This window comes from Acuticoccus sediminis (assembly GCF_003258595.1).
GTDB classification, from domain to species: Bacteria; Pseudomonadota; Alphaproteobacteria; order Rhizobiales; family Amorphaceae; genus Acuticoccus; species Acuticoccus sediminis.
The window spans coordinates 64,863-86,966 of record NZ_QHHQ01000010.1 but is presented as its reverse complement, the minus strand read 5'-3'; the positions used below and the strand labels follow the sequence as shown (position 1 = coordinate 86,966).

At 68.2% G+C, this 22,104-nt stretch carries 21 protein-coding genes; 12 read left to right on the top strand and 9 right to left on the bottom strand.

From position 1 onward, the window contains the following. Positions 1-86: 86 nt before the first annotated feature. Entirely contained in the window at positions 87-1,082 is a 996-nt protein-coding gene (locus DLJ53_RS30580) for an ACP S-malonyltransferase (protein WP_146620147.1), read from the top strand. 9 nt (positions 1,083-1,091) lie between these two features. On the opposite strand, the gene DLJ53_RS30575 is transcribed toward DLJ53_RS30580, so the two are convergent. From DLJ53_RS30575 to DLJ53_RS30560, 4 genes are all read right to left on the bottom strand, one after another. Further along, positions 1,092-1,892 (bottom strand): SDR family NAD(P)-dependent oxidoreductase, encoded by an 801-nt coding sequence (locus tag DLJ53_RS30575; RefSeq protein ID WP_111352119.1) that lies wholly within the window; start codon positions 1,890-1,892, stop codon positions 1,092-1,094. Positions 1,893-1,949: 57 nt separating this feature from the next. After that, positions 1,950-3,482, bottom strand: a complete 1,533-nt coding sequence (locus tag DLJ53_RS30570; RefSeq protein WP_111352118.1) for an acyl-CoA carboxylase subunit beta — start codon at positions 3,480-3,482, stop codon at positions 1,950-1,952. A 115-nt stretch (positions 3,483-3,597) separates the two neighbouring features. Continuing rightward, positions 3,598-4,341, bottom strand: a complete 744-nt coding sequence (locus tag DLJ53_RS30565) for an ATP12 family chaperone protein (protein ID WP_111352117.1) — start codon at positions 4,339-4,341, stop codon at positions 3,598-3,600. Next, positions 4,338-5,027, bottom strand: a complete 690-nt coding sequence (locus DLJ53_RS30560) for an HAD family hydrolase (protein ID WP_211100709.1) — start codon at positions 5,025-5,027, stop codon at positions 4,338-4,340. Before DLJ53_RS30560 ends, DLJ53_RS30565 begins: the two co-directional genes overlap by 4 nt. Before the next feature lie 653 nt (positions 5,028-5,680). Between DLJ53_RS30560 and DLJ53_RS30555 the strand changes: the two genes are divergently transcribed. The 3 genes from DLJ53_RS30555 to DLJ53_RS30545 all read left to right on the top strand — a co-directional run bounded on the left by DLJ53_RS30555 (position 5,681) and on the right by DLJ53_RS30545 (position 9,271). Continuing rightward, positions 5,681-6,538, top strand: a complete 858-nt coding sequence (locus DLJ53_RS30555) for an ATP-binding cassette domain-containing protein (RefSeq protein ID WP_111352116.1) — start codon at positions 5,681-5,683, stop codon at positions 6,536-6,538. A 60-nt stretch (positions 6,539-6,598) separates the two neighbouring features. Further along, on the top strand, positions 6,599-7,903 hold the full coding sequence (locus DLJ53_RS30550) for a KpsE/RkpR family capsule polysaccharide export protein (protein WP_146620146.1): 1,305 nt from the start codon (positions 6,599-6,601) through the stop codon (positions 7,901-7,903). 261 nt (positions 7,904-8,164) lie between these two features. Further along, on the top strand, positions 8,165-9,271 hold the full coding sequence (locus tag DLJ53_RS30545; RefSeq protein WP_162409713.1) for a polysaccharide biosynthesis/export family protein: 1,107 nt from the start codon (positions 8,165-8,167) through the stop codon (positions 9,269-9,271). 294 nt (positions 9,272-9,565) lie between these two features. Here the strand turns inward: DLJ53_RS30545 and DLJ53_RS30540 are convergent, their stop codons facing one another. Continuing rightward, the gene (locus DLJ53_RS30540; protein ID WP_111352113.1) at positions 9,566-10,255 is read right to left on the bottom strand and encodes a uracil-DNA glycosylase; all 690 of its coding nucleotides are present in this window, start codon (positions 10,253-10,255) and stop codon (positions 9,566-9,568) included. Then, positions 10,252-10,845, bottom strand: a complete 594-nt coding sequence (locus tag DLJ53_RS30535) for a LabA-like NYN domain-containing protein (RefSeq protein ID WP_111352112.1) — start codon at positions 10,843-10,845, stop codon at positions 10,252-10,254. Before DLJ53_RS30535 ends, DLJ53_RS30540 begins: the two co-directional genes overlap by 4 nt. A 194-nt stretch (positions 10,846-11,039) precedes the next feature. Here DLJ53_RS30535 and rpoZ point away from each other — a divergent pair, with 194 nt between their 5' ends. The 8 genes from rpoZ to recO all read left to right on the top strand — a co-directional run bounded on the left by rpoZ (position 11,040) and on the right by recO (position 18,153). Beyond that, a complete protein-coding gene (gene rpoZ / locus DLJ53_RS30530; RefSeq protein WP_111352111.1) occupies positions 11,040-11,426 on the top strand; it encodes a DNA-directed RNA polymerase subunit omega in 387 nt (128 codons plus the stop codon). Between the two features lie 144 nt (positions 11,427-11,570). Then, the gene (locus DLJ53_RS30525) at positions 11,571-13,697 is read left to right on the top strand and encodes a RelA/SpoT family protein (protein WP_111352110.1); all 2,127 of its coding nucleotides are present in this window, start codon (positions 11,571-11,573) and stop codon (positions 13,695-13,697) included. 44 nt (positions 13,698-13,741) lie between these two features. Next, positions 13,742-14,380, top strand: a complete 639-nt coding sequence (locus DLJ53_RS30520; protein WP_111352109.1) for a DUF2062 domain-containing protein — start codon at positions 13,742-13,744, stop codon at positions 14,378-14,380. Continuing rightward, a complete protein-coding gene (gene acpS / locus DLJ53_RS30515) occupies positions 14,377-14,775 on the top strand; it encodes a holo-ACP synthase (protein ID WP_111352108.1) in 399 nt (132 codons plus the stop codon). The genes DLJ53_RS30520 and acpS overlap by 4 nt, the downstream gene beginning before the upstream one ends. Before the next feature lie 123 nt (positions 14,776-14,898). Next, positions 14,899-15,654: a signal peptidase I gene (gene lepB / locus DLJ53_RS30510; RefSeq protein WP_111352107.1), complete on the top strand. Its 756-nt coding sequence runs from the start codon at positions 14,899-14,901 to the stop codon at positions 15,652-15,654. Between the two features lie 12 nt (positions 15,655-15,666). Further along, complete coding sequence (gene rnc, locus DLJ53_RS30505) at positions 15,667-16,365, top strand: ribonuclease III (RefSeq protein WP_111352106.1); 699 nt, start codon at positions 15,667-15,669, stop codon at positions 16,363-16,365. Positions 16,366-16,461: 96 nt separating this feature from the next. Further along, the gene (era, locus tag DLJ53_RS30500; RefSeq protein WP_111352199.1) at positions 16,462-17,382 is read left to right on the top strand and encodes a GTPase Era; all 921 of its coding nucleotides are present in this window, start codon (positions 16,462-16,464) and stop codon (positions 17,380-17,382) included. Between the two features lie 33 nt (positions 17,383-17,415). Continuing rightward, complete coding sequence (recO, locus tag DLJ53_RS30495; protein WP_111352105.1) at positions 17,416-18,153, top strand: DNA repair protein RecO; 738 nt, start codon at positions 17,416-17,418, stop codon at positions 18,151-18,153. A 70-nt stretch (positions 18,154-18,223) separates the two neighbouring features. Here recO and DLJ53_RS30490 read toward each other — a convergent pair whose 3' ends face one another. The 3 genes from DLJ53_RS30490 to uvrB form a co-directional block, all read right to left on the bottom strand. Further along, entirely contained in the window at positions 18,224-18,523 is a 300-nt protein-coding gene (locus DLJ53_RS30490; protein WP_111352104.1) for a hypothetical protein, read from the bottom strand. Positions 18,524-18,755: 232 nt separating this feature from the next. Next, on the bottom strand, positions 18,756-19,070 hold the full coding sequence (locus DLJ53_RS30485; RefSeq protein WP_111352103.1) for an ATP-dependent Clp protease adaptor ClpS: 315 nt from the start codon (positions 19,068-19,070) through the stop codon (positions 18,756-18,758). A gap of 100 nt (positions 19,071-19,170) precedes the next feature. Beyond that, the gene (uvrB, locus tag DLJ53_RS30480; RefSeq protein ID WP_111352102.1) at positions 19,171-22,083 is read right to left on the bottom strand and encodes an excinuclease ABC subunit UvrB; all 2,913 of its coding nucleotides are present in this window, start codon (positions 22,081-22,083) and stop codon (positions 19,171-19,173) included. Positions 22,084-22,104: the final 21 nt, after the last annotated feature.

The following is a 22,104-nucleotide window of genomic DNA, read 5'->3' as shown; positions in this document are numbered from 1 at the left end:
TTTTGCACCGGCATGGGGTAAAACTTATGCGTCCTGCGGGGCACAGTGATTCGACCGCGGACAAGACAACGACTTGGCAGGTGGGAATGACCGACGCGCAAACCACGTCTGCAAGGTACACGTTGTTCTTCACCGGGCGTGGGCGGCCGGCCTGGGACATGGCGCTCCGCTTCGCCAGCGCCGACCGTGAAGCGCGCGAGCAGTACGAGTGGGCGACCGAGATCGTCGGGCGCGACCTGATCGCGCTCACCACCCATCGCGATCCCCGTGTGCACAGCCGCGTCGAGGTGCAGACCGTCGGGCACCCGCTCGCCGCCGCGATCGCGCTCGACTATGCGCGGCGCCACGGGCTGCCGGAGCCTGCGGCCGTCGGGGGCCTCAGCCTCGGGGAGATGATGGTCGCCTACGCCACCGGGGCGCTGGACTTCGAGACGATGATGCGCCTCGCCTGCGAGCGCGGGCGGGTCCAGGGCGAGCTGGCGGCGAAGCTGCCGCGCGGCGGCACCGGTCTCCTGATCGGCTCCGGGGCGGACGGCGCGCGCGACCTCTGCGACGAGGTGTCGGACCTCGGAGCGATCCAGCTCGCCGGCATTCTGGCGCCGGACGTCTTCCTCGTCTCCGGGTTCGAGCCCGCCCTCTCCGAAGCGGCCTGGCTCGCGCGCGAGATGGGCTGGCGCTGGATCCCGCAGCCGTCGGAGGCTCCCTGGCACACCGACGCCATCCAGCCGGCGCGGGAGGCGTTCGAGGCCTGTTTCGCCACGCATCCGGTGTCCGCGCCGAAAATTCCGTTCATCTCGGCCTCCCGCGAGGAGCCGGTGACGGACGAGGCGGGCGTTCGGGAGGTGATCGGCCAGTCGATCACCGGCTATTTCGACGTTCCGGCGATCATGGAGCGGCTTCAGCAGTTTGCCCCGGGGCGTGTCACCGTCCGCCTGACCCCGCGCGGGTCGCTCGGGCGTCCGGACATCGTGCCGCCGGGGACCGTGATGCTGAACGTGCCGGGCGACCTTCCGGAGGTGCTGGCGGCGATCGAGGCGGTCGACGCCGGGGACGCCGCCGTCGGGAGCCCCGTGCGCTGGTAGGCTGACCGGTCAGCGGGTGACGGCACCGAACACGGACGTCTCGCCCGCCCGATCTTCGCCGAGGCAGTGGGCCAGAACCCGGCGCGCGACCTCGTCGAGACCGCTCGGAGTTTGGGGCGCAGTGCCCGGGCGCGTGCTGCCGCCGGCCGCATCGGCCGGGTCCGGCACGGTCTTTAGCGCCGGTGCGACGCAGTGGACGGCGACGTCCGGCGCCAGCGCGGCGGCGAGGAAGCGGGTGAGCGAGGCGACGCTCGCGATGCTCGTCGCGCAGGCCGCGGCCGAGCCGGCGGCATCCGGGCCGATGTGCGCGCCGACGTTGACGATCCGGCCCCACCGCGAGGCGCGAAGGTACGGCGCGGCGGCGCGGGCGAGGAGATAGGGGCCGCGCAGGTTCACCGTCATCAGCTGGTCCCACAGGAGCGGGGTCAGCGCGTCGAGGTCGCCGGCGGCGACCGGCTTGCGACCATGCGCGATGCCGGCCGCGTTCACCAGGATGTCGACGCCGCCGAGGAAGTGCGCCGTGGTCTCCACGGCGGTGCTGACGTAGGCCTCGTCCGTCTGGTCGAGTGGGACGGCGATGGCGCGGCCGCCGGCTCCGGTGACCGCGTCGACCACGGCGGCCGCCCGCTTGTCGCCGGTGCGGTAGCCGACGGCGACGGCGGCGCCCTCGCGCGCGAGGCCGAGCGCGACGAGCCGGCCGAGCCGGCCGCTGCCGCCCGCGACCAGCGCTGCGGCGCCGCGCAGCGCGCCCGCCGCCTGCGGGTCCCCGCCCACGGCGTCGGACGGCAGGATCGTCACGGTGTCGCTCATCGTTCGCGCCCGATCATCTCGCGCCGATCCGGGCCCGTGCGGCCGGGTGATCCGGCCTCAAAGGGGGATCGTGTCGTGCTTGCGCCAGGGGTTCTCCAGCCGCTTCTCCTGCAGGAGGCGCAGCGCGCGGGCGATGCGGCGCCGCGTGGAGTGCGGCAGGATCACCTCGTCGATGAAGCCGCGTTCGGCGGCGACGAACGGGTTGGCGAAGCGGTCCTCGTACTCCTTGATGCGCTTGGCGAGCGCCTCGGGATTGTCGCGGTCGGCGCGGTAGAGGATCTCCGCGGCGCCCTTCGGCCCCATCACGGCGATCTCGGCGGTCGGCCAGGCGTAGTTGATGTCACCTCGCAGGTGCTTGGACGCCATGACGTCGTAGGCGCCGCCGTAGGCCTTGCGGGTGATGAGCGTGACCTTCGGCACCGTCGCCTCGGCGTAGGCGAAGAGGAGCTTGGCGCCGTGCTTGATGAGGCCGCCGTACTCCTGCGCAGTGCCCGGAAGGAAGCCGGGGACGTCGACGAAGGTGACGATCGGAATGTTGAAGGCGTCGCAGAAGCGCACGAAGCGGGCGGCCTTGCGCGAGGCGTCCGAGTCGAGAACGCCCGCCAGCGTCAGCGGCTGGTTGGCGACGAAGCCGACCGTCTTGCCCTCGATGCGGCCGAAGCTCGTGATGATGTTCTTCGCGAAGGCGGCCTGGATCTCGAAAAGGCTGCCCTCGTCGGCGACCTTCTCCAGCAGCTCCTTCATGTCGTAGGGGGCGGTGGGGCTGTCGGGGATGAGCGTGTCGAGGCTCATCTCGATGCGGTCCCAGGGGTCCTCGGTCGGAAGGACCGGCGCCGTCGCGACGTTGGAGGCGGGCAGAATGTCGACGAGGCGGCGCACGTCGATGAGACAGGCGATGTCGTCGTCGTAGGCGCCGTCGGCGACGGACGAGCGCGTGGTGTGGACGTCGGCGCCGCCGAGCTCCTCGGCCGTCACCGTCTCGTTGGTGACGGTCTTCACCACCTCGGGGCCGGTCACGAACATGTAGGACGTGCCGCGGACCATGAAGATGAAGTCCGTCATCGCCGGGGAGTAGACGTCGCCGCCCGCGCAGGGGCCCATGATGACCGAGATCTGCGGGATGACGCCCGAGGCGAGCACGTTGCGCTGGAACACCTCGCCGTAGCCGCCGAGCGCCGCGACGCCTTCCTGGATGCGCGCGCCGCCGGCGTCGAAGAGGCCGATGATGGGGGCGCGGTTGCGCACCGCCATGTCCTGCACCTTCATGATCTTCTCGGCATGGGTCCAGGAGAGCGAGCCGCCGAAGACGGTGAAGTCCTTGGCGAAGACGAACACCTGGCGGCCGTTGATGGTACCCCAGCCGGTGACGACGCCGTCGCCGGGGTACTTCTGCGAATCCATGCCGAAGTCGGTGCAGCGGTGTTCGACGAACATGTCGAACTCTTCGAAGGAGTTTTCGTCGAGAAGGACCTCAAGCCGTTCGCGGGCGGTGAGCTTGCCGCGCTCGTGCTGCGCGGTGATGCGCTTCGCCCCGCCGCCGGCGCGGGCTTCGTCGCGGCGCCGTTCGAGCTCGATCAACACGTCCTTCATGCGGCTCCTCCGTCTATGTCGTGGCGGCTTGGCCGCTTGCTGGATTTGTGGCGGGCTGGCCGCCAGTGCTTGTTTTCAAGCGCTTATTGAAGGGCGTGACAAGTGGCCGGGGCCGTCAGGACGCGGCCGGCACGGCCTCCGGGCGGAGCACGAAGGCGGCGGCCTCGGCATCCTTGCGGCGCTGGGCGCGGCGCGCGGCGGCCTCGGCGTCCTCGCCCCACTCCCGGATGTTCCAGTCCTCGTCCACATGCGCCACCTGCCACGCGCGCTCGAAGTCGAGCAGCGCCTCGGTGAAGGCGAGAGTGGTGAGGGCGCTGCCGGTCAGCGTCGTGAGCTGGTGGAACGCGGCGAGCGGCAGCGGCGTGGCGGGAAGGCGTCGGCGTACCCCCTCGCTCAGCCGCGGGTCCTGCTCGACCGGCATGATTCCCTCCGCCAGCATGATGCGCACGCCGAGCGCGTCCTCCGCGAACGCGACGACCGGGTCCCAGTGCGCCTTCTGCTCGGCGACGAGACCGGCGGGGAAGTCGGCCCGGTACATGACGAGATCGCTCTGCGCCATCTTGGCGATGTCGTCCTTCACCGGGTCGAGCGCGGCGGTGACGCCGTCGATCGCGGTGTTGGCGAGGCGCGTCATCGGCATCGAGATGGGAAGGATGTAGTCGCCCTGGGCGTTCCACTCCGCCGCGATGCGCTCCGCGATCGACGGCGGCGCCGCGAGGTGCGCCTTGGCCGGGGTGCGGACCGGGCGGTTGTCGAGGAGGATCCGCGCCTCGCCGCCGGCGTGCGGCGCGACGGTCGCCTCCTTGTAGAAGCGGCGGATGGGTTCCGGCGGGCGCGGGGTGGTGTCGCGGCCCGTCATGTCATGGTCCCGGCGAGGACGGCCTCGACGAGGGCGGGGAGCTCGGCCATCGACTGGGCGATGACCGCAGCGCCCGCGGACGTGAGGTCCGGCGCGGGGTGGTAGCCCCAGGCGACGCCGATGGCCGCGGCGCCGGCGCTCCGCGCCATCTCGATGTCGAACACCGTGTCGCCGATGACGACGGCGTTGCGCGCCTCGGCGCCGGTCGCCGCGAGGGCCTTCAGCACCATCTCAGGCGCGGGCTTGGACGCGGCGTCGTCGGCGGTGACGGTGACGGCGAAGCGATCGGTGATGCCGTGCTCGGCGAGGACGCGGTCGAGGCCGCGGCGCGACTTGCCGGTGACGACGCCCAGCAGCGTCGAGTCGCCGGAGATCGCGGCGAGCGCCTCGAGCGTGCCGGGGAAGGTCGGCTCGAGGCCGGTCGTGGCGAGCGCCTGGTCGCGGTAGGCGGTCTTGTAGCTGGCGACGAGGATGTCCACCGGCGCTTCCGGGTGGCGGGCGGCGAGGACGGCGACCGCGCGCGGCAGCGAGAGGCCGATGATGGCCCGCACCTCCTCGTCCGGCGGCGGCGGCAGGCCCTCGCTGCGGAAGGCGCCCTGCATGGACGAGACGATGACGGAGCCGCTGTCGACGAGGGTTCCGTCGCAGTCGAAGAGGACGAGGCGCAGTGTCGGGTCGAGGGTCATGCGGTCAAGGTCATGCCGAAGGGGGCGGGGTCAAGTCCCAATCGGGCCGAACAGCCCGCGGCGGCGAATCCGGCGCGTCGAAGCGGTTGCCATGGCGGGCGGTCTGACACGGCCGCGCCGTGCACCGCTTTTGCCGCCGGCCGCGCGGCGGGCGGTAGGGGCCTGCGCGCACTGGGTTTTCCACCGCTGCGGCGATCACGATCGACGGCGCCGGCGGCGAGCGACTTTGCGCTGCTGCGGAAAATCGCTATTTGTCGGTGCGGTGGTGCTGCGGACGTCGCTCCGCCCACCCAGGATTGCAGGGCCGCTCTGCCGGATGATGGCTGGAGCGGCTGCCCCAGTCGTGCGAGAGACGGCGGCATCGTCCAGCCGGCGTCTTGCGCTGCGGCGGCGCCTTTCGAAGGCGGGTTTTGCGCCCGGAACGGGCGGCGGAGGCCGAGCCTCCCACGAGATCGCGGCGCCTCGCCGGTGCGGGCCATGCCGCCAGAGGGACCGAGGCGGCGCGCCCTGACCACGGGGCGCGGACGCCGGATCGAACAGACGGTGCCGCCGCGCTGGCGTGGCCCCGTCGCAAAGGACATCCCCGGCCGGTTGGCCGTCGAGTATGGTGGAAATGCGGTCGGCCGCGCCCACCCACATGCGTTGGAGAGGTCATGGCTGAGACGAACGTCGTCTCTTTCGACGAGGCCGCACGGGCACGTGACGAGCGGATCTCGTACATCTCCGACGAGGACCTGCAGGCCGCGCAGTCGTTCATCGATGCGGACGAGTGCCATGTCGCGATCGACAGGTGCACCGTCATCATGAAGTCGAAGACCAGCCGCTACGCGGTCTTCAAGGACCTGACGGCGACGTTCCCGAAGCAGCGGCGCATCGCGGTGCTCGGCCACAAGGGCTCGGGCAAGACCGTCATGATCGACGTGATGCTGAAGCGCCGCTCGGTCCACACCGGCCGGGTGGTCGTCAATTCGCGGCTCTCGTGGGCGGTGTCGTACAGCGGCTTCCTCGACCAAAAATTGACATTGCGGCAAAATTTGTTGTTCGTTGCGAGGGTGTTGCACGTCGATCCGACCTATCTGATGGGCGCGACGTGTGAGATTTGCAATTTCCAGCAGAGCCAGCTGCACGAACGCGTCAAGAGTCTCCCGGCTATCATGAAGCGTCGGATCGGGCTGATGCTCTTTCTGATCGCCGATTTCGATTGCCACATCATCGACGGTCCGCTCCGGGCCGCGATGTTCGGGAAGCCGAACGAGCGGCTCGAAGCGATGCTGGCCGCCGTCACCGCCCGGGATTACATCGCCACCGTCACGGATCCCCGCCAGATCCCGGGCAACTGCGATCTGGCTTATATCTTGTATAATGGACGATTGTTCCAGTTCGAGGATGTGGCGAAGGCGATCGAGATGTATTTGGTTCTCCCGGTGCCGGAGAACCCGAACCCGTTTGCGGGCCAGGACGACAAGGACGACGACAGCGATGACGAGTCCGTTGCCGTGGATGTCATGTAGGGCTTTATGACCAACAACACCCTCGTTCCCCTGCCTGACGGGGACCGCCGCGGAACACGCATGACACGTACGGAGCGCCGCCAGCGCCGCCTGGCCGAGCGTCGTCACGCCCCTGTTCCGGTCGAGCCCGAGGACGACGCCGAGACCCTCCCTGATCTGCGCGAGGAGGCGCCGGCCCCCGCTCCGCCGCCGCCGGTCCAGGTCTTCGCGCTTCCGCCCCGAGTCCAGCTTGCCAAGACGACGTCCCGGTTCGCGCACATCGCGCGGTGGAGCTTCGGCCTGTGCGTCATCCTGCCGGCGATCATCGTCGCCGGCTTCTACGTCTTCATGGCGAGCCCGCAGTACGCGACGAACAGCCTGTTCTCGGTGCGCGGCTCGGCCGATTCCAGCGGCGCGATGGACGGCGCGGGCCTGTTCGCGGCCGCCGGCGGCTCGGTCGGCACCGAGATCGCGGACAGCTTCATCGTCCAGGAGTACATCCTGTCGCGCGCCATGGTGCAGTCGCTGATCTCCGAGGCGAACTTCCTCGAGGTCTACAGCCGCCCCTCGGCCGACCCGTACTACCGCCTCGACCCGACCATTCCGATCGAGAATCTCGTCAAATACTGGAACATGATGGCCTCGGTCGAATACGACCTCGAGACCGGGATCCTGACGCTGACCGTGCGCGCCTTCCGGCCCGGCGACGCGGAGGCGATCACGCGCAAGGTGATCGAGAAGTCCGAGGACCTCGTCAACGAGATCTCGCTCCGGGCCCGCGAGGACAGCGTGCGCGCGGCCCAGCGCGAGGTCGACCTCGCCGAGACGCGCTATGCGGACGCCCGCAAGGCGGTGGCGGCCTTCCGGGGCGATACCCAGGAAATCAGCCCGGAGAAGACCGCCGAGACCCGCCAGTCCGTGGTCGGCAATCTCGAGTCGGAGGTCGCCAAGCTCGAATCGCTGCTGACCGCGCTGCGCTCGACGATGAGCGACAACTCGCCCCGCGTCATCTACGTGCGCAACCAGATCGACGCGCTGCGGCAGCAGATCGAGGCCGAGCGGCGTCGCGTCGCCATCGCCGACCAGGGCGACGTGGTGAACGACGACCAGGTCCTGACCGAGCGCCTCTCGCGGTACGAGGAACTGGTGGCTGAGCGCGAGTTCGCCCTCAACCAGTACCAGTCCTCCTACGAGACGCTGGAGGCCGCGCGCATCGAGGCGCTGAAGCAACAGCGCTATCTCAGCGTTTTCGTTCGAGGTGAGGCGCCAGAAGAGGCGACCTATCCGGAAGCATTGCGGTGGGTCGCGATCGTTGGCGTCACGTGCTTCCTGATCTGGGGCTTCTGTATTTTGATCGCCGCAGCCATCCGAGACCGAATCACGTAACCGGACCTGATGCTCTGTTCGAGCGCTTTGGCAACGCGGTATTAACTATAGTTCCCAGGGTTCTTCTGCTTTTGTGACAGGCGGGGAGAAAATCATCTCGGCACTACTGATCCATGTTGCGCGGATGCCACGTTCTGTCTGGATGTTGGCTTCCGAGGATCAATAGCGGTCCCCATAGGTCAATGACGGTGTTAAGCGTTTCGGTGTTGTGTACGGAACGGGGACCTCTCGATGATGCTGAGGTGGATAGCGCTGGCCTGTGTGGCAGCTCTCGCTGGCTGCGGCGCTGTGCCGTCGAGCGGCCCCTCTGCCAACGTCATCATGGACACCCAGCCGGAGAACGGGCCCCCGGCCTCGTACGTCGTCGTCGACATCAACGAGCACGTGGCGAACGTCACCGGCCAGTACCGCGCCAAGGGCTTCTCCTCCTTCTACCGGGTCGACTTCGGGGACGCGCAGGTGCGCCTCGCCATCGGCGACCAGATCACCGTCAACATCTTCGAGGCCGGCGCGGACGGCCTGTTCTCCTCGGAAAACTCCAAGGCGACCTCCATCACCTCGGTGATCGACAACGACGGTCAGGTGTTCGTCCCCTACGTCGGCACGATGCAGGCCGCCGGGCGCACGCCGAAGTCGCTGCGCGTCTCCATCGAGGAGGCGCTGCAGGACAAGGCGATCCAGCCGCAGGTCCAGGTCCTCGTCGCCAACAGCGTGGTCAATACGGTGACCATCCTGGGCGAGGTCGGCTCCGGCGGTAAGGTCCCGGTGCCGGTCTCCGGCTTCCGCGTGCTGGACGTGATCGCGGCGGCGGGCGGTTCGAAGATCCCGACCTTCCAGACGCGGATCATCCTGCGGCGCGGCTCCAAGGTCGCCAGCGCCGACATGGAGGACCTGTTCGACAACCCGGAGGACAACGTCGCCGTCCAGCCGGGCGACACGATCCTCCTCGCCGCAGCGCCGCGCAGCTATACGGTCTACGGCGCCACCACGACGAAATCCGAGATCCCGTTCGAGGCGCGCCGCGTAACGCTTGCCGAGGGTCTGGCGAAGGCCGGCGGCCTCAACGACCTGCAGGCGGACGCGCGCGGCATCTTCCTCTTCCGCTTCGAGCCCGACTCCATCGCCAAGCAGCTCTCCGACCGGGCCAGCGTGGCGCACGCTGGCACGATGGTGCCGGTGGTCTACCGCCTCAACCTGAAGGATCCGAAGAGCTTCTTCCTGATGCAGACGTTCGAGCTGCGCGACGAGGACCTGCTCTACGTGTCCACGCACCCCTCGGTCGAGTTCAACAAGTTCCTCACGATCATCGAGCCGGCGGTGCAGCAGGTCATCACGGGCCTGACACTCAGCACCAGGTTTGGCAGATAACGGCCGGGTGCGCCGGCCCGCCCCCGGGCCGGTGTCCATCAGCGCTTCGGACCGCCGCCGACGGCGCGGGACGGACGATCGGAACAGAAAAGCGGCCCGCCTCACCGGCGGGCCGCTTTGCGTTTCAGAAGCGTCGACTGGGTCCGGTAGCGGTTCCGCCGCCTGTCCGCCAGCGCTGCATGACTGTCATGCCGGACGCTTCGTGCATTCCTGAAATACGCCGGTGCGGGAGGCGACGGGGGGCGCCTTCGCGCGCCCCGATTCAGCCCGTCGTTCGGTGGCCCGCCGGTCCGCTCAGCGCGCGGCGATGGCGGCGCTGCCGTCCTCGGTTCCGTCGACCAGGGTGCGGACGTTGGCGAGCACCGCGTGGAACATCGCGTCCGTCAGGACGCCGGTGTTCACGTTGTAGCGGGAGGGGTGGTAGCTGTCGGCCACCTTCAGGCCGCACGCGGTGCTGTGGACCGCCCCGTGCTTGAAGGGATGTGCGGACAGGCGGGCGCCGATGGTCCGCAGCACCGCGTCGTGGGCGATGCGGCCGAGCGCCAGGACGACCTCGACCTGGGGAAGGGCGGCGAGCGTCGCGCTGAGGAAGGGCGCGCAGGCGCGGATCTCGGCCGTGGTCGGCTTGTTCTGCGGCGGCACGCAGCGCACGGCGTTGGTGACGGCGGCGTCGGTCAGGACGAGGCCGTCGTCCGGGCGTGCGTCGAAGCGGCCGTTGGCAAAGCCGGCGGCGGAGAGGGCAGCGTAGAGGAGGACGCCGGCGTAGTCGCCCGTGAACGGGCGTCCGGTGCGGTTCGCACCGGTGCGGCCGGGGGCGAGGCCGACCACGAGGAGGCGCGCGCCCGTGTCCCCGAAGGTCGGGACGGGCGCGTTGTGCCAGTCGGGCTCGAGGGCCCTCTGTTCTTCACGGTAGGCGACGAGCCGCGGGCAGAGCGGACAATTCCGATCCGGATCCCGCGGCTGGTCCGACGATCCGGGCCTCAAGCCGTCGGATGGACGTGACGTTCGGCGGTCACGCGTTCACGCTCGGGGCGCGGATTGCGTTCGGACGGGTCGCGCCCGATCTGGGCCTGCAGGTCGGCCAGCTCGATGAAGTGGTCGGACTGGCGGCGCAGGTCGTCGGCGATCATCGGCGGCTGGGTCTGCAGCGTCGACACGACGCTGAACTTCTTGCCCTTGCGCTGGAGCGCCTCGGCGAGGCGACGGAAGTCGCCATCCCCGGAAAAGAGCACGATGTGGTCGACCTGGTCGGCCAGTTCCATGGCATCGATGACCAGCTCGATGTCCATGTTGCCTTTGACCTTCCGGCGGCCGCTCTGATCGTAGAATTCCTTCAACGGTTTCGTCACGACGGAATAACCGTTGTAGTCGAGCCAGTCGATCAGCGGGCGGAGCGTCGAGAATTCCTGATCCTCGGCGAGTGCAGTGTAGTAGTAGGCGCGAAGGAGATACCCCTTCTCACCAAAGACGGAGAGCAATCGCTTATAATCAATATCGAATCCAAGCGATCGCGCGGCGCTATACAAATTGGCGCCGTCAATAAAGAGAGCGATCTTCTCTCGGGGGTCGAACATTCGGGGTCTTTCTGTTCATATGTTCAAGGCGACGCACTGGTCCGGGAATGCGGAAGCACTGCTATCACACAAATAGGGGCCAAAAAGGGGACCGCCCCTCCCCATGACACATGATGCTACAACATGACGCTTGCGTCGGTCGAGTGTGCTTGGTATCGGGACACCCTTCTTGTCAACTCATTTCGGAGTCCGCCATGGCGCGCGTTACAGTGGAAGATTGCGTCGACAAAGTGGAGAACCGCTTCGAGCTGGTTCTGCTGGCGGCCCACCGTGCCCGCATGATCTCGTCCGGTTCACCCATTATGGTCGATCGTGACAACGACAAGAACCCGGTGGTCGCCCTTCGCGAAATCGCTGACCAGCGACTTCACCCCGAAGATCTTAAGGAGGAGTTGATCCACTCCCTCCAGAAGAACGTCGAAGTGGACGAGCCCGAGGCCGAGGTGCCGTCGCAGGCTGCCATCCAGCAGTCCTCCGGTGCCGAGGATTCCATCGACCAGACCTTCAATTCCATGTCCGAGGACGAGCTTCTCCGCGCGATGGAGACGCTCGTGCCGCCGGAGCGGACCGAAGAGGTCTAATCGGAGGCACCAGACCCGACGATGCTGCGGACCCTGACCGGCAACGACGTTCACGCTGGCGAGGTCCAGACGCGTATTGCAGCGCAGCCGTCCCACCCCCAGCTAACGTTTTCTGGGGGGACAGCGGAAGGGCCGCAACGGCCGATGATGCGGCAGTACGAACTGGTCGAGCGAGTCGCGGCCTACAATCCGAACGTGGACGAGGCGCTCCTGAACCGCGCCTACGTCTACTCGATGACCAAGCACGGCGGCCAGAAGCGCGCTTCCGGCGACCCGTACTTCTCCCACCCCCTCGAAGTCGCGGCGATCCTGACGCAGATGCGTCTCGACGACTCCACCATCGCGACCGCGCTCCTGCACGACACGATCGAGGACACCGACGCGACCCGCGCCGAGATCGATCAGCTCTTCGGACCGCGCATCGGCAAGCTCGTCGAGGGCCTCACCAAGATCGGCCGGCTCGACTTCGTCAGCCAGGCCGACAAGCAGGGCGAGAACCTGCGCAAGCTCCTCCTGGCCGTCGCCGACGACGTGCGGGTCCTCCTCGTCAAGCTCGCCGACCGGCTGCACAACATGCGCACCATCCACTGGGTGCCGGTGCACAAGCGCGGCCGCATCGCCCAGGAGACGATGGAGGTCTACGCCCCGCTCGCCGGGAAGATGGGCATCTTCTGGATGCGCGAGGAGCTTGAGCACCTCGCCTTCCACGTCCTCCATCCGGAGGAGGCGGCCGTCATCGAGGCCAAGCTCGCCGAGCGCCGCGCCGCCGTCGGGTCCATCCTGGCCGAGATCGAGTCCGAGCTCTCCGAGCGGCTGCGGCTCAACGACCTCGCCGCCGTGGTCACCGGGCGGGAGAAGAAGCCCTATTCGATCTTCGCCAAGATGCAGCGCAAGTCGATCAACTTCGACCACCTGTCGGATATCTACGGCTTCCGCATCCTGGTCGACACGACGGCGGACTGCTACGCCGCGCTCGGCGTGGTGCACACGATCTGGCAGTCGGTCCCGGGCCGCTTCAAGGACCACATCTCGACGCCGAAGCAGAACGGCTACCGTTCGATCCACACCACGCTGGTGGGTCCGCGCAAGCAGCGCATTGAGCTGCAGATCCGCACCCACGAGATGCACCGCCTCGCCGAGTACGGCATCGCCGCGCACGCCTTCTACAAGGACGGCACCTCGCCCCGCCACGGCGAGCTGGCCCGCGATTCGGAAGCCTACGCCTGGCTGCGCCACACCATCGAGCTGCTGTCCGACGGGGGCTCCTCGGCGGAATTCCTGGAGCACACCAAGCTCGAGCTGTTCCAGGACCGGGTCTACTGCTTCACCCCGCGGGGCAAGCTCATCGCCCTGCCGCCGGGCGCCACACCCATCGACTTCGCATACCAGGTCCACACCGACGTCGGAAACACCTGTACCGGCTGCCGCATCAACGGCCACCCGCGCCCGCTGGTGACGCCGCTGCAGAACGGCGACGAGGTGGAGATCCTCTGCAAGGAGGGCGCGCATCCGCCCTCCGCCTGGCATGCTCTCGCCGTCACCGGCAAGGCGCGCGCCGCCATCCGCCGCGCCAACCGCGAGCAGGACCGGCGCAAGTTCGTCCGCCTCGGCCGCCAGCTGTTCGAGAACGAGGTCGTCCGCCGCGGGCTCACCGACCAGCCCTCGCTCGCCCTTGCGGCGGAGCGGCTGGGCCATTCCGACGCCGACAGCATCGCCTACGCCATCGGCAGCAGCCAGATCTCCGCGGGCGAAGCGCTGCTGGCGCTGGGTTACGAGCCGGACGATGGCGTGCCGCCGGTGCTCGGCAAGAACGGCGCGGCCGTGAAGATCCGCGGCCATGCCGAGGACCTGCCCATCACCTTCGCCCCCCTGCACCCGACGATCCCGGGCGACCGCATCGTCGGCATCCTGCAGCCGGGGGAGGGTGTGACGATCTACCCCGCAGGGGCCAACGAGGCGATGGCCGCGGTCGCTGCGGACCCGCACTGCTGGGTCGACGTGTCGTGGGATCTTTCCGGCGCCGCGGGGACGCTCTATACAGCTGCTGTCCGGGTCGTCGCGTCGAACCGGCCAACCGTGTTCGCAGAGATCGCCGAAGCGCTCGAATCCGAGGACGCTGATCTCGGCGAACTCACTGTCGTAATGAAGACCCCTGATTATCGTGAGCTGAGCCTCCATATCGAGGTGCGTGATTCCGCGCATCTGTCACGGGTACTCGACAGGTTGCGGGGGCTGACGACGGTGGCCGAGGCAGCACGCACCAGCCATTAAGCCAGCCTCTCGGGGCGCGGTCCGTCGGGTTCGGAGGAGGTTTCATGCTGTTCGCCCGCAGGGCACGGCCGTCATTTCGTGAGCGACTGCGGATTGCGGCCTGGCCACGTCGGTCGTTCGGACGATCGTTCCGCTACTACAAGCATCGCGTCCTGCGTCTCGAAGCCTCCCCCCATGCCATCGCCGCGGGAGTCGCGGCCGGCGCGTTCGCATCGTGCACGCCGCTGGTCGGCTTCCACTTCCTGCTGTCGTTCGCGCTCGCCTGGGTCGTCGGCGGCTCGCTGATCGCGGCCGCCTTCGGCACCGCCGTCGGGAACCCGCTGACGTTCCCGCTGATCTGGCTGAGCTCCTTTCAGCTCGGCGAACTGATCCTCGGCCCCTCGCCGAGCGCGGTCCACCCCGGCGACCTCGAGATCTCCTTCGACCTCCTGACCCAGTCCTTCGACACCATCTGGCCGACGCTGAAGCCGATGTTCGTCGGCGGCGCTGTGATGGGCGCGGTCATCGGCGGCGGGTTCTACCTGCTGGTGCGCTCGACCGTGATGATGTCGCAGTCGCTGCGGGCCGCCCGCCTCGCGGCCGCCGCCCACAACCGCCGCATGCACCCGGTGGAGATCACCCCTGCGGACCTGATCGCGCCCTCGGAGCGGATCAGGGAGATCGAGCACGAGGGCGAGAAGTGATCATCGGCATCGGCTCGGACCTCATCGACATTCGTCGCATCCAGAAGACGCTGGACCGGTTCGGCGACCGCTTCACGCAACGCGTCTTCACCGAGATCGAACGGGCCAAGGCCGAGCGGCGCGTCCAGCCCGCCGCGACCTACGCCAAACGCTTCGCCGCCAAGGAGGCGTGCTCGAAGGCGCTCGGCTCAGGCATCCGCATGGGGGTTGCCTGGCGTGAGATGGGCGTGGTTAACCTGAAGTCCGGCCAGCCGACGCTGCACCTCTCCGGCGGTGCGCTCAGCCGACTGAATGCGATGATCCCCGACGGACATGTCCCGGCGATCCATCTCACCATGACCGACGATCACCCCCTGGCGCAGGCTTTCGTGGTGATCGAGGCCATTCCTCGGTAACTGGTGGCCAGCGCCGAGCGTTGACCGTCGATTGCTTGACAGTGCCTGACGCTCTAAGAGCGAAGGGTTCGTGCCGCCCGGCGGCGAAGGGCGTGTTGAGTACGCGCCGCACAAGGGGTTTCGATGAGCGTGGCGAAAGAAAAGACGTCGGATGGCGAGGGCAGCCTGTACGAGTTGATCAAGGTCATCGTTCAGGCACTTCTGATCGCGTTGGTGATCCGGACGTTCCTGTTCCAGCCGTTCAATATCCCGTCTGCCTCGATGGTCGACACCCTGCTGGTGGGCGATTATCTCTTTGTTTCGAAATATTCGTACGGGTATTCGCGGTATTCGGTCCCGTTCGGATTCATTCCGATGTCGGGCCGCGTCCTCGCCTCCAAGCCGGAGCGTGGCGACGTCGCCGTCTTCAAGCTCCCGCGCGACAACGCGACGGACTACATCAAGCGCGTCATCGGTCTGCCGGGCGACCGGATCCAGGTGCGCGAGGGTATCCTCTACATCAACGACGTCGCCGTCCCCCGCCGCCGGCTTTCGGACTATGTCGAAGTCGGCGCCAACGGGCGCGAGGTCCGGGCCGAGCGCTACGAGGAGACCCTGCCGAACGGGGTGACGTACGAGGTGTTGGATTCCAGCCCCAACAGCCTGTTCGACAACACGCAGGTCTACACCGTCCCCGCGGACCATTACTTCATGATGGGCGACAATCGGGACAACTCGACCGACAGCCGCAGCCAGTCCGGCGTCGGATACGTGCCGTTCGAGAATTTTGTGGGTCGCGCCGAAGTTATCTTCTTCTCAATCGGCGAGGGGACTCCCATTTGGCAGATCTGGAATTGGCCGTGGGCCGTCCGGTGGGACCGCATATTCACAACCCTGTAGGAGACAACTTCGGTGGCCCAACGGTCTGACGAGACGCTCGACACGCTTGAGCTTCGGTTGGGGCACAATTTCGCCGACCGGACCGTCCTGATCGAGGCCCTGAACCACGCCAGCGTCCACGCCAACGGCCGCGGCCCGAACTACCAGCGGCTGGAATTCGTGGGCGACCGCGTCCTCGGCCTCACCATCGCGGCGGAGCTCTACCGCCGCGACCCGGCCGCCGACGAAGGCGACCTCGCCCGCCGGCTCAACGCGCTGGTGCGCAAGGAAACCTGCGCCGACCGCGCGCTCCTCCTCGGCATCGACGATGCGCTGCGCCTCGGCGCGGCGGAGGCGCAGGCCGGCGGCCGGCGCAAGGCCGCGATCCTCGCCGACGCCTGCGAGGCCGTGCTCGCCGCGATCTTCCTCGACGCCGGGTTCGCCGCCGCCGAGGCCGCGATCCTCAGGGTCTGGGGGCCGCTCCTCGACGACAAGGGCATCGACCGCGATGCCAAGACCAGCCTGCAGGAGCGCCTGCAGGCCGAGGGCGGCCGTCCGCCCGTCTACCGCCTGAAGGTCCGCACCGGCCCCGACCACGCGCCGCACTTCGTCATCGAGGTGGTGAACGGCGAGGAGGTCCTCGCCGAAGGGGAGGGCGGCTCCAAGCGCGAGGCCGAGCAGAACGCCGCCCGCGCCGCACTTTTACGTCTGTCTCAACGGGAGCCCTCATAAGTGGCCGACGAACCCAAGCCGGCCGCCGATGACGCTGCCTCCGAGAACGACCCCGCAGCCGTGGAGGCGGTCGAAGCCCCGCCCGCAGCCGCGGACATGCCCGACGCGCCGTCCATCCCGATGGACCAGCAGCGCTGCGGTATCATCGCGCTGATCGGCGCGCCCAACGCGGGCAAGTCGACGCTCGTCAACGCCCTGGTGGGCGCGAAAGTCTCGATCGTCACCCACAAGGTGCAGACGACGCGCGCCATCGTGCGCGGCATCGTCATGGCCGACACGGCGCAGATCATCCTGGTGGACACGCCCGGCATCTTCGCGCCGAAGCGTCGGCTCGACCGGGCGATGGTCAAGACCGCCTGGACGCACGCCTACGACGCCGACCGCGTCTGCCTGCTGATCGACGCCAAGCGCGGCATCACCGAAGCGAACGCCAAGATCCTGGAGGAGCTCACCGAGGTGCGCCAGCCGAAGACGCTGGTGCTCACCAAGGTCGACCTGGTGGACCCGCCGGCGCTCCTGTCGCTCGCCCAGGCGGCCAACGAGATCACCCGCTTCGACGACACCTACATGATCTCCGCGCAGACCGGCGACGGCGTCGACGACCTGTCACGCCACCTCGCCCTCTCCGTGCCGAAGGGGCCGTGGCTCTACCCGGAAGACCAGATCTCCGACATCCCGATGCGCCAGCTCGCGGCCGAGATCACGCGCGAGCAGCTCACCCTGCGCCTCCACGACGAGCTGCCCTATTCGGCGACCGTCGAGACAGAGACGTGGAAGAGCCTGCGCAACGGGTCCGTGCGCATCGAGCAGGCGATCTTCGTCGAGCGTGACGGGCAGAAGAAGATCGTGCTCGGCGAGAAGGGCAAGACCATCCGCGCCATCTCGATGTCCGCGCGATACGAGATCTCCAAGCTGGTCGGCGCGCCCGTTCACCTCTTCCTGTTCGTCAAGGTGCGTCCGCGGTGGACCGACGATCCCGAGCGTTACCGCGTGATGGGCCTCGACTTCTCCCGCTGAGCGGGGGACGCGCATGGTCCGGGCGGCGCGCTGATGGAGTGGAAGGACGAGGCCCTCATCCTCTCCGCGCGCCCGCTCGGCGAAAGTTCCAAGATCATTGAGGTGCTGACGCCGAACGAGGGGCGGGCCTCCGGCCTCGTGCGCGGCGCGCGCTCCAAGACGATGCGTGCGCTGGTGCAGCCGGGCAACCGCGTCGAGGTGACGTGGCGCGGACGGCTGGAGGACCAGCTCGGCACCTTCGCGCTGGAGCTGATCGAGGCTCGCGCGGGGCTGGTGATGGACAGCGCCTGGGGCGCGTTCGGGATCGGCTCCATCGCCTCGCTCCTCGCCTTCCTGCCGGAGCGCGATCCGCATCCGCGCCTCTACGCGGCCGCCAACGCGCTGATCGAAGCCTTCGCGCTGCCGCGCGCGGCGGGGGAGGCGGGGGTGCGGTTCGAGCTGATCGTGCTGGACGAGTTCGGCTTCGGCCTCGACCTCAGCCACTGCGCGGCGACGGGGGCGACGGAGGACCTCGTCTACGTCTCGCCGCGCACGGGGCGGGCGGTGGGCAGGGGGCCTGGCGCGCGCTACGCGGACCGGATGCTGCCGCTCCCGGCCTTCCTGACGAGCGACGCGCTGTGCGATGCGGCGACGCTGGCGGACGGCTTCCGCCTGACGGGCTACTTCCTCGCCGCGCATGTCGCGGCGCTGGCGAACAAGCCGCTGCCGCCGGAGCGGGAGCGCTTCGTCCGCGCCGTGCTGCGGGCGGTGGCGCGGGCGGACCAGGCGTAGGCGGGGCGCACGGGACGCGCCGCTCCATGCCGCCGGGCCACGCAAAAAGGGGCCCGAAGGCCCCTCCCGCTTAGTAGTACACCGGCTGCTTGTAGCACACGGTCTTGAACTTGTAGACGTAGCCGTGGTGGTGGTGGCTGTAGACCTTGTACTTCTTCTTGTAGCAGTGCTTCTCGAAGTAGACGTGCTGCTTGTAGTACTTGCGGTGATGGTACTTGTGGCCATAGCCGTGGCCGTGATAGCCGGCCAGGGTGATCCCGGCGTCCGCCTGCGCGGCGGGGGCGCCCAGCGGGGCGGAGTAGGCGGCGTTGGCGCCGGTGACGGTGGCGAGCCCGATCACGGCGGCGAGGATGGCGGTCTTGATGGTCATGTCTGTCTCCGTGTTGTTCGAGGCCGGTCTGTCCCGGCGACAACCATGAGATGGGGGACATCCCGCCGGCACCCTGTGCTAGAGATCACAGGGTGCGCAGTTCCCCTCCATCACGGACATGGAGACGCGAGAAATCCCGGCCGCCTCGACGGCGGGACCGGGATTTCTCGTTAGCTTTCAATGATTTACCCTGAAAAGAGCCGGTCGCTGAAAAACAATCCGGTCGGCGGGCCTATTCCTCGGGCTCGGTGGTGAACTGCAGCGGGTGGCCGGCGTCCTGGCTCATCGCGTTCGCCTCGTTGGCCTTGGTCTCGGCGATCTGCGCCGGGTACACGCTCACCACGCACGAGCCCTTCTGGTGGGCGGTCATCATGATGGTGTAGGCCGTCTCGCCGCCGATGCGGAAGACGGCCTTCAGCACCCGCACGACGAACTCGCGCGGCGTGTAGTCATCGTTGAGGAGCAGCACCTTGTGCAGCTTCGGCGGTTCCGCCTTGAGCTTCGTGATGACTTCGAGCTCAGGGGTCTGGGTGGTGTGCGTGCTCATCGGCGCCTCACGTACCGAAACGATTCAATGACAACGGTTGCTTCGACATGACCCGTTCCCCCGGGTCGCGGGGGCGGTGGCCGAGGCGATGGCCGCGCGGCTAGTTTCCCGGCCGCCCGGTCTTCCTCTTGCGCCGTCCGCGCCGCTTCTCGTCGGCGGGGTCTTCGTAGCTGCCCACGCCGACCTTGTGGCGCAGGACGACGCCGGGGTCGTCGTCCGGCTTCGGCGGCGGCGCCTTGGCCTTGTACTTCTCCGTGCGCTTCACTGTCATCTCGTCGAGATTGTTTTTTCGCGCGCGGGTGGGGGGCAGGTCGCGCTCGTCCTCGACGCCGTCGAGGAGCGGGGCGCGGCGGACGCGACCTCGGTCGGTGCCGGGACCCATGTTGTCGAGGTCCGGCTTTTTGGCGCGGGTCTTGAGCGTCGCCGAGGCGTTGTAGTCGCGCTCGCCCGAGTAGCGGCCGGCCGACATCTCGATGTCCCGCTGGCGCGCCATCGGGTCCGCCGAGAGCATGAGCTCGGTCTTCTGCAGGCGCTGGATCTCGTCGCGAAGGCGCGCCGCCTCCTCGAACTCGAGGTTCGCCGCCGCCTCGCGCATGCGCCGCTCGAGGTCCTCGACCGTGACCGCCATGTTGTGGCCGATGGCGCCGTGGGCGGCCTCGGCCATCCCCTTGTCGACGCGCACGTGGTCGCGCTCGTAGAGGCTCTCCAGGATGTCGCCGATGGACCGCTTCACCGACTCCGGCGTAATGCCGTTTTCCTCGTTGTAGGCGAGCTGCTTCTCGCGGCGCCGGTTGGTCTCGCCGATGGCGCGCTCCATCGAGCCCGTCATGTGGTCGGCGTACAGGATCACCTTGCCGTCGACGTTGCGCGCCGCGCGGCCGATGGTCTGGATGAGCGACGTTTCGGATCGCAGGAAGCCTTCCTTGTCGGCGTCGAGGATCGCCACAAGGCCGCACTCGGGGATGTCGAGCCCCTCGCGCAGGAGGTTGATGCCGACCAGCACGTCGAAGGTGCCGAGCCTGAGGTCGCGGATGATCTCGATGCGCTCGATCGTGTCGATGTCTGAGTGCATGTAGCGCACGCGCACGCCGTTGTCGTGCAGGTACTCGGTGAGGTCCTCGGCCATGCGCTTGGTCAGCGTGGTGACGAGCGTGCGATAGCCCTTGTCCGCCACCTCGCGGATCTCGCCGAGCACGTCGTCGACCTGGTGCTTGGCCGGGCGGATCTCCACCGGCGGGTCGATGAGGCCCGTCGGGCGGATGACCTGCTCGACGAAGACGCCGCCCGCCTCCTCCATCTCCCACCCGCTGGGGGTGGCGGAGACGGCGACGGACTGCGGGCGCATCATGTCCCATTCCTCGAACCGCAGCGGGCGGTTGTCCATGCAGGAGGGCAGGCGGAAGCCGTACTCGGCGAGCGTCGCCTTGCGGCGGAAGTCACCTTTGTACATGGCGCCGATCTGCGGCACCGTCACGTGGCTCTCGTCGAGGAAGACGATGGCGTTGTCGGGCAGGTACTCGAAGAGGGTGGGGGGCGGCTCGCCGGGCTTGCGGCCCGTCAGGTAGCGCGAATAGTTCTCGATGCCGTTGCAAACGCCCGTCGCCTCCAGCATCTCGAGGTCGAACCGCGTGCGCTGCTCCAGCCGCTGCGCCTCGAGGAGGCGGCCGGCGTTGTTCAGTTCCACCAGGCGGTGCCGCAGCTCCTCCTTGATGGACCTCATCGCCTGCTGCAGCGTCGGCCGCGGCGTGACGTAGTGCGAGTTCGCGTAGACCTTGACGAGCTCCATCTCCTCGGACTTCCGGCCCGTCAGTGGGTCGAACTCGGTGATCGACTCCACCTCGTCGCCGAAGAGGGACACGCGCCAGGCCCGGTCCTCGTAGTGCGCCGGGAAGATCTCGACCGTGTCGCCGCGCACGCGGAAGGTGCCGCGGATGAAGTTGGCGTCGGAGCGCTTGTATTGCAGCGCCACGAGGTCGGCCAGAAGCTGCCGCTGGTCGAGACGCTCGCCCACCTGGATGGAGAACGTCATCGCCGTATAGGTCTCGACCGAGCCGATACCGTAGATGCACGACACGGACGCGACGATGATCACGTCGTCCCGCTCCAGCAGGGCGCGCGTCGCGGAGTGGCGCATCCGGTCGATCTGCTCGTTGATCGACGATTCCTTCTCGATGTACGTGTCCGTCCGCGGCACGTACGCCTCGGGCTGGTAATAGTCGTAGTAGGAGACGAAATACTCGACGGCGTTGTTCGGGAAGAAGGACTTGAACTCGCCGTAGAGCTGGGCCGCCAGCGTCTTGTTCGGCGCCAGCACCAGCGCGGGACGCTGCAACTCCTCGATGACCTTGGCCATCGTGTAGGTCTTGCCGGAGCCGGTGACGCCGAGGAGAACCTGCGTCTTGTCCTCCTGCTTCAGTCCCTCGACGAGCTCGGCGATGGCCTGCGGCTGGTCGCCCTTGGGCTCGTACTCGGAGACGAGGTCCAGCGGGACCCCGCCCTCGGACTTGTCCGGCCGGGGCGGGCGGTGCGGAGTCCATTCGCCGGCGCGGAACTCCGGCCGGCCGTTCTGGATGAGGCTTTCGAGCGCGGCGACGGTCGCGGTGGCGCCGCTGTCGGGCAGCGCCTCGGCGTCTTCCAGCGCGATGTCGAGGCCGGCGACCGGGTTGAGGCCGGACGCGGCGCGGTCACGGGCCGAGGCCTTGCCGCCCATCGACGTCCCGCGCGAGGTGCGGCCGGATGCGGCGCTCCCCTTGGCGCGGGTCTTACCCTCGGTCTTGGCGCCCTTCGCGGTCTTGCCGCCGGACTTGGCGGATTTCGCCGTGGCAGCCTTCGCGGGGGCCTTGGTCCCGTTCCCGGCCCTGGAGGCGGGCGCGCGTGCGGGTTCGGCGCCGTCGCTCTCCGGGAGGCCGGCGTCGTCCGTTCCAAGCTCGTTCGCCCACGTCTCGATCGAGCCTGTCTGATCTGATTTGCGCGTGCGTTCCACAGGTCCGCTCCCTTGCGCCGTCAGCACCATATGGCACAGCCGGCCGCGACC

What these genes read in the sequence shown, in the direction of transcription:
- DLJ53_RS30580 (WP_146620147.1), top strand. Translation starts at nt 87, where the DNA reads ATGACCGACGCGCAAACCACGTCTGCAAGGTACACGTTGTTCTTCACC.
- DLJ53_RS30575 (WP_111352119.1), bottom strand. Translation starts at nt 1,892, where the DNA reads ATGAGCGACACCGTGACGATCCTGCCGTCCGACGCCGTGGGCGGGGAC.
- DLJ53_RS30570 (WP_111352118.1), bottom strand. Translation starts at nt 3,482, where the DNA reads ATGAAGGACGTGTTGATCGAGCTCGAACGGCGCCGCGACGAAGCCCGC.
- DLJ53_RS30565 (WP_111352117.1), bottom strand. Translation starts at nt 4,341, where the DNA reads ATGACGGGCCGCGACACCACCCCGCGCCCGCCGGAACCCATCCGCCGC.
- DLJ53_RS30560 (WP_211100709.1), bottom strand. Translation starts at nt 5,027, where the DNA reads ATGACCCTCGACCCGACACTGCGCCTCGTCCTCTTCGACTGCGACGGA.
- DLJ53_RS30555 (WP_111352116.1), top strand. Translation starts at nt 5,681, where the DNA reads ATGGCTGAGACGAACGTCGTCTCTTTCGACGAGGCCGCACGGGCACGT.
- DLJ53_RS30550 (WP_146620146.1), top strand. Translation starts at nt 6,599, where the DNA reads ATGACACGTACGGAGCGCCGCCAGCGCCGCCTGGCCGAGCGTCGTCAC.
- DLJ53_RS30535 (WP_111352112.1), bottom strand. Translation starts at nt 10,845, where the DNA reads ATGTTCGACCCCCGAGAGAAGATCGCTCTCTTTATTGACGGCGCCAAT.
- rpoZ (WP_111352111.1), top strand. Translation starts at nt 11,040, where the DNA reads ATGGCGCGCGTTACAGTGGAAGATTGCGTCGACAAAGTGGAGAACCGC.
- DLJ53_RS30525 (WP_111352110.1), top strand. Translation starts at nt 11,571, where the DNA reads ATGATGCGGCAGTACGAACTGGTCGAGCGAGTCGCGGCCTACAATCCG.
- DLJ53_RS30520 (WP_111352109.1), top strand. Translation starts at nt 13,742, where the DNA reads ATGCTGTTCGCCCGCAGGGCACGGCCGTCATTTCGTGAGCGACTGCGG.
- lepB (WP_111352107.1), top strand. Translation starts at nt 14,899, where the DNA reads ATGAGCGTGGCGAAAGAAAAGACGTCGGATGGCGAGGGCAGCCTGTAC.
- era (WP_111352199.1), top strand. Translation starts at nt 16,462, where the DNA reads ATGCCCGACGCGCCGTCCATCCCGATGGACCAGCAGCGCTGCGGTATC.
- recO (WP_111352105.1), top strand. Translation starts at nt 17,416, where the DNA reads ATGGAGTGGAAGGACGAGGCCCTCATCCTCTCCGCGCGCCCGCTCGGC.
- DLJ53_RS30490 (WP_111352104.1), bottom strand. Translation starts at nt 18,523, where the DNA reads ATGACCATCAAGACCGCCATCCTCGCCGCCGTGATCGGGCTCGCCACC.
- DLJ53_RS30485 (WP_111352103.1), bottom strand. Translation starts at nt 19,070, where the DNA reads ATGAGCACGCACACCACCCAGACCCCTGAGCTCGAAGTCATCACGAAG.
- uvrB (WP_111352102.1), bottom strand. Translation starts at nt 22,083, where the DNA reads ATGGTGCTGACGGCGCAAGGGAGCGGACCTGTGGAACGCACGCGCAAA.